The organism is Comamonas thiooxydans (assembly GCF_000964545.1).
Lineage (GTDB): Bacteria > Pseudomonadota > Gammaproteobacteria > Burkholderiales > Burkholderiaceae_C > Comamonas > Comamonas thiooxydans.
This window is the reverse complement of sequence record NZ_BBVD01000018.1, coordinates 77,861-86,993: the sequence shown is the minus strand read 5'-3', so window position 1 is coordinate 86,993 and position 9,133 is coordinate 77,861. Positions and strand designations below refer to the sequence as shown.

General features: G+C 65.0%; 7 protein-coding genes and 1 tRNA gene. 7 read left to right on the top strand and 1 reads right to left on the bottom strand.

The annotated features are described in order from the left end of the window. Positions 1-159 precede the first annotated feature (159 nt). The 5 genes from Cth01_RS21575 (at position 160) to Cth01_RS21555 (ending at position 5,583) form a co-directional block, all read left to right on the top strand. Positions 160-1,146 (top strand): tripartite tricarboxylate transporter substrate binding protein, encoded by a 987-nt coding sequence (locus tag Cth01_RS21575; RefSeq protein ID WP_045840375.1) that lies wholly within the window; start codon positions 160-162, stop codon positions 1,144-1,146. Positions 1,147-1,232: 86 nt separating this feature from the next. Continuing rightward, complete coding sequence (locus tag Cth01_RS21570) at positions 1,233-2,777, top strand: class I adenylate-forming enzyme family protein (RefSeq protein WP_045840374.1); 1,545 nt, start codon at positions 1,233-1,235, stop codon at positions 2,775-2,777. A 42-nt stretch (positions 2,778-2,819) separates the two neighbouring features. Further along, entirely contained in the window at positions 2,820-3,590 is a 771-nt protein-coding gene (locus Cth01_RS21565; protein WP_045840373.1) for a class II aldolase/adducin family protein, read from the top strand. A gap of 8 nt (positions 3,591-3,598) precedes the next feature. Continuing rightward, positions 3,599-4,528 carry a 2-hydroxyacid dehydrogenase gene (locus Cth01_RS21560; RefSeq protein ID WP_045840372.1) on the top strand — a complete coding sequence of 310 codons (930 nt, stop codon included), beginning with the start codon at positions 3,599-3,601 and terminating at the stop codon, positions 4,526-4,528. Positions 4,529-4,596: 68 nt separating this feature from the next. Continuing rightward, entirely contained in the window at positions 4,597-5,583 is a 987-nt protein-coding gene (locus tag Cth01_RS21555) for a Bug family tripartite tricarboxylate transporter substrate binding protein (protein WP_045840371.1), read from the top strand. A gap of 194 nt (positions 5,584-5,777) precedes the next feature. Here Cth01_RS21555 and Cth01_RS21550 read toward each other — a convergent pair whose 3' ends face one another. Beyond that, entirely contained in the window at positions 5,778-6,812 is a 1,035-nt protein-coding gene (locus tag Cth01_RS21550; RefSeq protein WP_034382524.1) for a GlxA family transcriptional regulator, read from the bottom strand. A 96-nt stretch (positions 6,813-6,908) separates the two neighbouring features. Between Cth01_RS21550 and Cth01_RS21545 the strand changes: the two genes are divergently transcribed. Together Cth01_RS21545 and Cth01_RS21540 are read left to right on the top strand one after the other, a co-directional pair. Further along, positions 6,909-8,285, top strand: a complete 1,377-nt coding sequence (locus Cth01_RS21545) for an amidohydrolase (RefSeq protein WP_034382523.1) — start codon at positions 6,909-6,911, stop codon at positions 8,283-8,285. A gap of 640 nt (positions 8,286-8,925) precedes the next feature. Continuing rightward, positions 8,926-9,002: transfer RNA gene (locus tag Cth01_RS21540), tRNA-Gln, on the top strand. Positions 9,003-9,133: the final 131 nt, after the last annotated feature.

Below are 9,133 nucleotides of genomic sequence, written 5' to 3'. Positions count from 1 at the left end.
AGGCAGTGCCGGAGCTGGTGAAGGCGATCTAAGCCTTGCCATGGCACCCCGCAACAAGGCGGTGTCAACGGCCCGGACAACGTTGTCCGGGCCATGGTCAGAGCGGCACACAAGGATGTGCCCCGGCCCCACCTGGTTCAGAGATTCAGGAGACAAGACATGCAGATTTCCCTTGACCGACGCAGCCTGGTGCTCGCCGCAGCCGCCTTTGTGACTGCCGCAGGCACCGGTGCATCAGCCTGGGCACAGTCCGGCGACTATCCCGCGCGACCGGTCACGCTGATCGTGCCGTTCCCGGCCGGCGGCCCCACAGACCGCCATATGCGTACGCTGGCCGACATCGCAGGCAAGCACCTGGGCCAGCCCATCATCGTCGAGAACAAGCCTGGCGCGGGCGGCACGCTGGGCCCCGGCACCATGGCGCGCACCGCCAAGTCAGATGGCTACACCATCACCCAGTTCCCCATGTCCATGCTGCGCATGGCGCATATGCAAAAGACCGCCTGGAACCCGGTCACGGACTTCAGCTACATCATCGGCGTCTCGGGCTATACCTTCGGTTTCACGGTGCGCTCGGATTCGCCCTACAAAAGCTTCAACGAGTACATCGCCGCCGCGCGCAAGACTCCCGGCAAGATCGAATACGGTTCCACGGGCATAGGTTCCTCGCCGCATCTGCTGATGGAGGAGCTGGCCGAGAACGCCAAGGTCACTCTCAATCATGTGCCTTTCAAGGGCAATGCCGACCTGCAGCAGGCCCTGCTGGGCGGTCATGTGGCCGCGCAAAGCGATGCCTCGGGCTGGGACACCTATGTGAATGGCGGCCAGATGCGTCTGCTCATGACCTTCGGTGAAAAGCGCACCCAGCGCTGGCCCGACGTGCCCACGGCCAAGGAGCTGGGCTATGGCGTGGTCTCCACCTCGCCCTACGGTCTGGCGGGGCCCAAGGGCATGGACCCGGCCGTGGTGCGCAAGCTGCACGACGCCTTCAAGAAGGCCATGGACGATCCGCGCCATGTCGAGGTGCTCAGGCAGCTCAACCAGGACGCCTGGTACCGCTCGGGTGCCGACTATGCGCAATGGGTGCGCGAGGCCTACGCCAAGGACAAGGTCCTGATCGACCGCCTGGGCCTGGCTGCCAAATAGGCCTGTCCTCCAATGCGCCCGCAGGGCCGTGGGGCCTGTAGGTGCAGTCCGCTTGAGATTCGTGAATTCCTGAAACGGAGCCCCTCATGACTGTTTCCCTGCCTTCACCCGATGCACCCTTCACCACGCTGGCTGCGCTGATCCGCAGCCATGCGCGCCAGCAGCCTGGCCATACCGCGCTGCGCGACGACCAGCAGACGCTGAGCTACGCCCAGCTCGACGCCCTCATGGACCGCGTGGCCGCAGCCTTGCAGCGCGAAGGTGTGCAGCCCGGCCAGGCCATCGCCATCTGCGCGCTGAATTCCGTGCGCTATGCAGCTCTGTTCCTGGGAGCCCTGCGCGCGGGCGTGGTGGTCGCGCCGCTGGCGCCATCCTCCACGGCCGAGAGCCTGGCTTCCATGTTGCGCGATGCCCAGGCACGCCATCTGTTCCTCGACAAGGCGGCCCAGGACCTGGTGCCCGCAGACACCGGACTGCAATGCATTTCGCTTGACGGCGTGGCGCCGGGCCGTGCCTTCGAGGACTGGCTGGCGCCCGAAGGCGCGCAGCCCGCTGCCGTGAGCCTTGCGCCCGAGGCACCGTTCAACATCATCTATTCCTCGGGCACCACGGGGACTCCCAAGGGCATCGTGCAGTCGCACGGCATGCGCTGGACCCATATCAACCGGGGCGGCGTCTACGGCTACGGCCCCGAGGGCACGACGCTGGTGGCCACGCCGCTGTACTCCAACACCACGCTGGTGGTGTTCTTCCCCACGCTGGGCAGCGGTGGCTGCGTGGTGCTCATGCCCAAGTTCGACGCGGGGCGCTATTTGCAACTGGCCCAGCAGCACCTCGTCACCCACACCATGCTGGTGCCCGTGCAGTACCAGCGCATCATGGCGCTGCCGCAGTTCGGCGAGCATGACCTGTCGAGCTTTCAGGCCAAGTTCTGCACCAGCGCACCGTTTCGCGCAGAACTCAAGGCCGATGTGGTGGCACGCTGGCCCGGCAGCCTGACCGAGTTCTATGGCATGACCGAAGGCGGGGGCACCTGCATCCTCGAAGCCCATCTGTACCCGGACAAGCTGCATACCGTGGGCAAGCCCGCCGAAGGCCATGACATCCGCCTCATCGACGAGGAGGGCTGCGAGGTCGCTCCCGGCGCGGACGGCGAGGTCGTGGGCCATTCGGCCAGCATGATGAGCGGCTACCACGGCCAGCCCGCCAAGACGCGCGAGGCCGAATGGTTCGATGGCACTGGCAAGCGCTTCATCCGTACGGGCGATGTGGGCCGCTTCGATGTCGACGGCTTTCTGACCCTGTTCGACCGCCGCAAGGACATGATCATCAGCGGCGGCTTCAACATCTATCCCAGCGACCTGGAGGCCCAACTGCGCGCGCATCCGGCCGTGGACGACGTGGCCGTGGTCGGCGTGCCCTCCGAGCAATGGGGAGAGACGCCCGTGGCCTATGTGGTGTCGCGCACGGGCCAGCCGGCCCGGCCGGAGGAGATCATGGGCTGGTACAACCAGCAGGCCGGCAAGACCCAGCGTCTGGCCGACCTGCGCTTCATCGCCGAGCTGCCGCGCAGTGCCATCGGCAAGGTTCTCAAGCGCGAGCTGCGCGACCAGTACGCTGCGGAGCACTGAGCCTGTCTTCCATTTCACGATGCCCATCACGAGACATATCCCATGAGCCATGACACCACGATGTCCGAAGTCCGCCGCCAGGTGACGCCCGAGGAATGGCAGACTCGCGTCGAACTGGCTGCCGCCTACCGGCTGGTCGCCCACTTCGGCTGGGACGACCTGATCTTCACCCACATCTCGGCACGCGTGCCGGGCCAGCCCGGCCAGTTCCTGATCAATCCCTACGGCATGCTGTTCGACGAGATCACCGCGTCCAGCCTGGTCAAGGTCGATCACGAAGGCCAGCCGTTGATGGAGGCCGAGTACGACGTCAACCCCGCCGGTTTTGTCATCCACAGCGCCATCCACGACGGCCGGCCCGAGGTGCAGTGTGTGCTGCACACGCACACTCGCTACGGCGTGGCCGTGTCGGCGCAAAAGGATGGACTGCTGCCCATCTCGCAGCAGTCCATCTTCCCGCTGGTGCGTCTGGCCTATCACGACTACGAGGGCGTGGCTCTGCGCGATGACGAGAAGCCGCGTCTGGTGGACGATCTGGGTGCGAGCAACTTCCTCATCCTGCGCAACCACGGGCTGCTCACCTGCGGCCGTAGCGTGGCCGAGGCCGTGCTGGCCATGTACACGCTGGAGTCGGCCTGCCGCATCCAGATCCTCGCGCAGTCGGGCGGCAGCGAGCTGACGCGTATCCCGCAGCCCATCATTGCCGACGCGGTCAACCAGTCGCGTCAGGTCACCAAGGGCAAGGGCGCGGGCCTGGCCTGGCCGGGCTTGTTGCGCCGTCTGGATCGCATCGATCCGTCTTACAAGGACTGAAGGAAACCATGGGAATTCTGGTCAACATCCACCCCAGCATGGGCACGCCCATCGTCGAGTCGCTGCGTGCGCTGGCACCCGATCTGCGCGTCTGGGCCCACCGCGACGAGGCGCCTGCCACCAAAGTCGAAGCCATGCTCGCCTGGAGCCTCAAGCCCGGCGTGCTGCCGGCCTATCCGCAACTCAAGCTGCTGTGCGCACCCAGTGCCGGTGTGGACAAGCTGCTGGCCGTGCCCGATCTGCCGGCTGGCCTGCCCGTGGCGCGCACCGTCGATCCGCAGCAGCATGTGGAGATCGCCCAGTATGTGGTCGGCACCGCGCTGCGCCATACGCGCGAGCTGGATCTGTTCGCGCGCCAGCAGCAGGCGGGTGACTGGCTGCGCCGCCCCGTGCGCGCCAGCGCCGACTGCCGCGTGGGCATTCTGGGTCTGGGCGAGGTCGGTCGCTTCGTGGCTACTGCCATGCAGGCCGTGGGCTATCCTGTCGCGGGCTGGAGCCGCAGCGCCAAGAACATTGCCGGCCTGACCACCCACAGCGGTGCCGAGGGTCTGCAGCAACTGCTGTCGGGCAGCGACATTCTGGTCTGCGCCTTGCCGCTTACGCACGAGACGCGCGATCTGCTGAACCGCCGCACGCTCTCCCTGCTGCCGCGCGGCGCCTATTTCATCAATGTGGGGCGCGGCGAGCAAGTGGTCGAGGATGAACTGCTGGCTCTGCTCGACGAAGGCCATCTGGCCGGCGCCGCGCTGGACGTGCTGCGCGAGGAACCGCCCCAGCCCAGCAACAAGGTGTGGGGGCACCCCAAGGCCTTTGTCACTCCGCATATCGCGGCTCAGGCTTCAGCCGACACCGTGGCCCGCCAGTGCCTGGAGAATCTGCGCCGCCTGCGTGCGGGCGAGCCCTTGCTCAACCTGGTGGACGTGGCCCGCGGATACTGAGACGTATTTCCCTTTCCCTGTCGCGCTGCCGCGCGGCGCTTTATCCTTGCAAGAACCAAGAGACATTCATGCCTTCGACATCTCGCCGCAGCTTTCTTCAATCGAGCGCCGCAGCCGGCGCCGCCATGCTGGTACCCTCGTCCTGGGCCCAGAGCCCCTGGCCCTCCAAGCCCATACGCATCGTCGTCCCCTACACGGCGGGCGGCTTCACCGATCAGATGGCACGTCTGCTGCAAGTGGGTTTGCAGAAAGCGCTGGGCCAGCCCATCGTCATCGAAAACAAGCCTGGTGCGAACAGTCTCATCGGTGTGGATCAGGTGGCAAAGTCTGCACCTGATGGCTACACGTTCGGCGTGGTGATTGCCGCTTATGCGGCCAACACCACGCTGTATCCCAAGCTGCCCTACAACCCCGGCAAGGATCTGGTCGGCGTGTCTCTGATGGGGATCTCGCCTCTGGTTGCAGCAGTATCCAACAATGCTCCGTTCAAGACCACGCGGGAGCTGATTGCCTATGCCAAGGCACATCCTGGCAAGGTCAGCTTTGGTTCCTCGGGAAGCGGCTCCAGCGCGCATCTGACAACCGAGTTGATGAAGCTGCTGACCAAGACGGATATGACTCATGTGCCCTACAAGGGGGCCGCACCGGCACTGACCGACCTCATGGGTGGTCAGATCCCGCTGTTCCTCGATCCTCCGCCCAATCTGATCCAGCCTGCCAAGGCCGGTCGCATTCGTCTGATTGGCGTGGCCAGCGAAAAGCGACTGGCGGTTTTGCCCGATGTACCGACATTTGCCGAGCAAGGCATCCCCGACCTGATGGGCAGCACCTGGGCAGCAATGATTGCACCGGCAGGAGTGCCCAAGGAGATCGTGCAGCGCATGTCCGCCGAAGTCGCTCGCATCATTCGCAGTCCTGAGATTTCGCAGCGCATGCAGCAGACCATGGGTACGTTTGCAGAAGGTTCGACACCGGAGGAGTGCGATCGCTTCATTGCCGCTGAAACAGCCAAATGGGGGAAAGTGATCCGTGAGGCCAAGGTGACGCTGGACTAGGCTTGCTGGCCTGGTTTGTCCCCGGCAGGGAGCGACACAGGCCTCAAGAGAAATGGCGCGGCTTGCGGGTGAGGTGAATGCAGGGGGATCTCCTCATTGGCCTACGGTGCGAAGTAGAGATGGCTGCATCGTGGCAACCCCTGCCGAACAAGCCCGCGACAGTCAGATGAGATCTACGCCAGCTTGCGGTGCCGTCAAGGCCGCACAATCTCGCTGGCGGCGACGCGCCACCGCCTCCTCGGAGCCCTCAATGCATGCCTTTTTCGATAGGCCGCGGGCGTCATTCCCACATACCGGGCGAACACCCGCCGGAACGCCGAGGCATCCTCATATCCGCAGGCCAGCGCCACGGAGGGCACGCTCTCCAGCGTGATCTCCAGCAGCACCCGAGCCCGTGCGCAGCGCAGGCGGTGCAGGTGATCGAGCGGGCTGTGCCCCAACTCCTGCTGGAAGTGGCGCAGCAGGGTGCGCGGGCTGGCCGATACCGCGTCCGCCAGCGACCGCAGGTCATAGGGCTGCTCCACGCGCGTCTCCAGCCAGGCTATGGCATGGGCTAGCACGCTGGTCCGCGTGGCGGGAATGCGGCGATCCTGCATGGCGGCGCGCGTGGCGCGTTCGCGCTGGGGGTCGGGCTGCACAACGGCGGCCAGCGCCTCGGCCAGGTCGTCGCCGAAGGCATGGCGCGTGAGCGCCAGAGCCAGGGGTACCAGGGCTTCGGCGTGGGAGGCGCTGAGCCAGGGCCTGTCGTCCACAAAGGGTTGGCCCTCGGCAAGTTCTATGCCGGCAAAGTCCAGTCCGAATCCGCCCATGAAATACCAGGGAAGGGCCACACGGCGGCCCTCGCAGCGCCCGCTGGCGGCCGCGAACCAGGCGCCGCTGCCCAGCGTACACACGGTCAGGCCCTGGTCGAAGGCTGTGGCGATGCGCTGCGTGAAGTCCGGATGCGCGGCGACGATGTCGCGGATGGATGGAATGTCCGGGCAGTGCAGCGCGCTTGCGAAGACGGCATGTACCGGACCTTCGGCCAGTGCGCCTTCGGCCGTGTGCGGCATGGCCGGCAGGGGCCGGCCCCTGCCATCGACCCAGCGCCAGCCAAAGCGCGGTGCGCGCCGGCCCAGGCGCAGGCCGGCAACGAGGTTGGCGCTGCGCAGCATCTCCACGAGATGCGCGGCGTGGCCTGTGGCGCTGTGCTCCAGGCAGGGCAGCTCGATGACGAAGGTCCGGGGCATGGCGTTTCTGACTCCTCGAATGGCGATTTTGCCGTGTCTGTCACAGGCGATTCACTTTTAGCATGACTGCTTGTGCCATTTTTCAGGGTCACGAAGATGCTTCACAAACAGTCCGAGACAAAGCTTTCCACACCACCCCGCACAGGCCTGCGCCGCATTGCGCTGGCCGGCTTGCTGGCCTGCGGCCTGCCGCTGGCAGCCAGCGCGCAGGGGCTGGATGCCCAGGCTCTGGCGGCGCTGGATGCCGCCATTGAGCCGCTGGCGCCCAAGATGGTGGAGTGGCGTCGCGACATTCACCAGCATCCCGAACTGTCGGGCCAGGAGGAACGCACGGCGAAACTGGTGGCCGATCACCTGCGCCGCCTGGGCATGGAGGTGCAGACCGGCGTGGGCGGCACAGGCGTGGTGGGGGTGCTGCGCGGCGGCCGGCCGGGCAAGACAGTGGCCCTGCGCGCCGATATGGATGCACTGCCCGTGGCCGAGAAGACGGGCCTGCCCTTTGCCTCCAAGGCCAAGTCACAGTACATGGGCAAGCAGGTCTCGGTCATGCATGCCTGCGGGCACGATGCCCACGTGGCCATGCTCATGGGCGCAGCCGAGGCGCTGGCAGGCATGCGCACCAGGCTGCCGGGCACGGTGAAGTTCATCTTCCAGCCGGCCGAGGAAGGCGCTCCAGTGGAGGCCGATGCCCATGGCCATGTACCCAGTTTCGGTGCCAAGGCCATGGTGGAGGCCGGCGTGCTCAAGGATGTGCAGGCCATCTACGGCCTGCACATCACGGCCAATCTTCCCTCGGGCATGGTGGGCTACCGCAGCGGGCCGCTGATGGCGGGCTCGGACAACCTGAACATTCAGGTTGAGGGCCGGGGCGGCCATGGCTCGTCGCCGTGGAGTGCGGTCGATCCCATCGTCGCGGCCAGCCAGGTGGTGCTGGGCCTGCAGACAGTGGTCAGCCGCCAGCTCAACATCAGCCTGGAGCCGGCCGTGCTGACCATTGGTTCCATCCAGGGCGGCACGCGCTACAACATCATTCCCGACAATGTCGAGATGCAGGGCACGCTGCGCACCTTTGACGAAGACATGCGTCAGGAAGCGCACAAGCGAATCACGGCCACGGCCGAGCAGATCGCGGCCTCCAGCGGCGCCAAGGCCAAGGTGCGCTTCGGCCCCGTGGCCTATCCGGTCACCACCAATCCGGCTGCACTGACCGAGGCTTCGCTGCCCGCGCTCAAGCTGGCCCTGGGCGGCAAGGCCATGGTGATTCCCAAGGTCAGCGGTTCCGAGGACTTCTCGGAGTTCCAGAAAGTGGTGCCGGGATTCTTCTACTTCCTGGGTGCGCCGCCGGCAGGCCAGGACTTCACCAAGGCAGCGCCCAACCACTCGCCGCTGTTCGACATCGACGAGAAGCAACTGCCCACCGGTGCACGTTCGCTGGCCGCGCTGGCCGTGGACTATCTGCAGCGCAACCCATAGTCGTTGTTCACCATGAGCGGCCGAGCTCGCTTCCCTTAGGTCGCTTGCCTTTGTTCGGCGCCCCCTCTCTCGCTGTGAGGGGCGGGGGCTGCACCTTTGCTACTGCACGGCCGACCTGGGGCCTTTGTGGCTGTGTCCGATGTATCAATGTTTGCCGAGCGAGGCATCCCCGACCTGATGGGCTGCACCAGCGCCACCGTCGCCGCTGAAACTGCCCTGTGGGGCCGATCATTCTTGAGGCCAAGGTCATGCTTGATTGATCGATGCACTTGCTACGGCAAGGGCTCTGCATGGGCGAGCCATTGCCAATTTGCTGAGGAGGGAACAAAGCCACTTCGGTAGCCTAGTTCATTGGAAGAGCATCGTGCATCGAGCCCGATTCAAGAGTGCATGGAGGTCTGCAGGAAGAGACGGCAAAGAGGGGGGCGAACTGCTCCGCCGCATGGCCCGCAAGCCCGGGCCTCAGGCACATGACTCAGAAAACGTGGGTGGCCAGAAACAAGTCGATTCGGTGCGGCGAAAGGCATTGGCAAGTGTTGAATGCTTCCGATCAAAGCATTGATTCGCTGACCGTGATTTTGTTTGGCAATGGGTGTTCTTTGAAACCCGGGGAAAACCGGGCTATAATCGCTATCTCTTTAGGGGAGTCGCCAAGCTGGTTAAGGCACTGGATTTTGATTCCAGCATGCGAAGGTTCGAATCCTTCTTCCCCTGCCAAGATATATAAAAGCCCCGTCTGTTTATGCAGCCGGGGCTTTTTCTTTTTCTTCAAGGCTGCGCCTGGGTCCCAGGAGAAAACCTGCACACAGGATTTTCTGCAGCCATTGACCGATGTCTATGCAATGAGT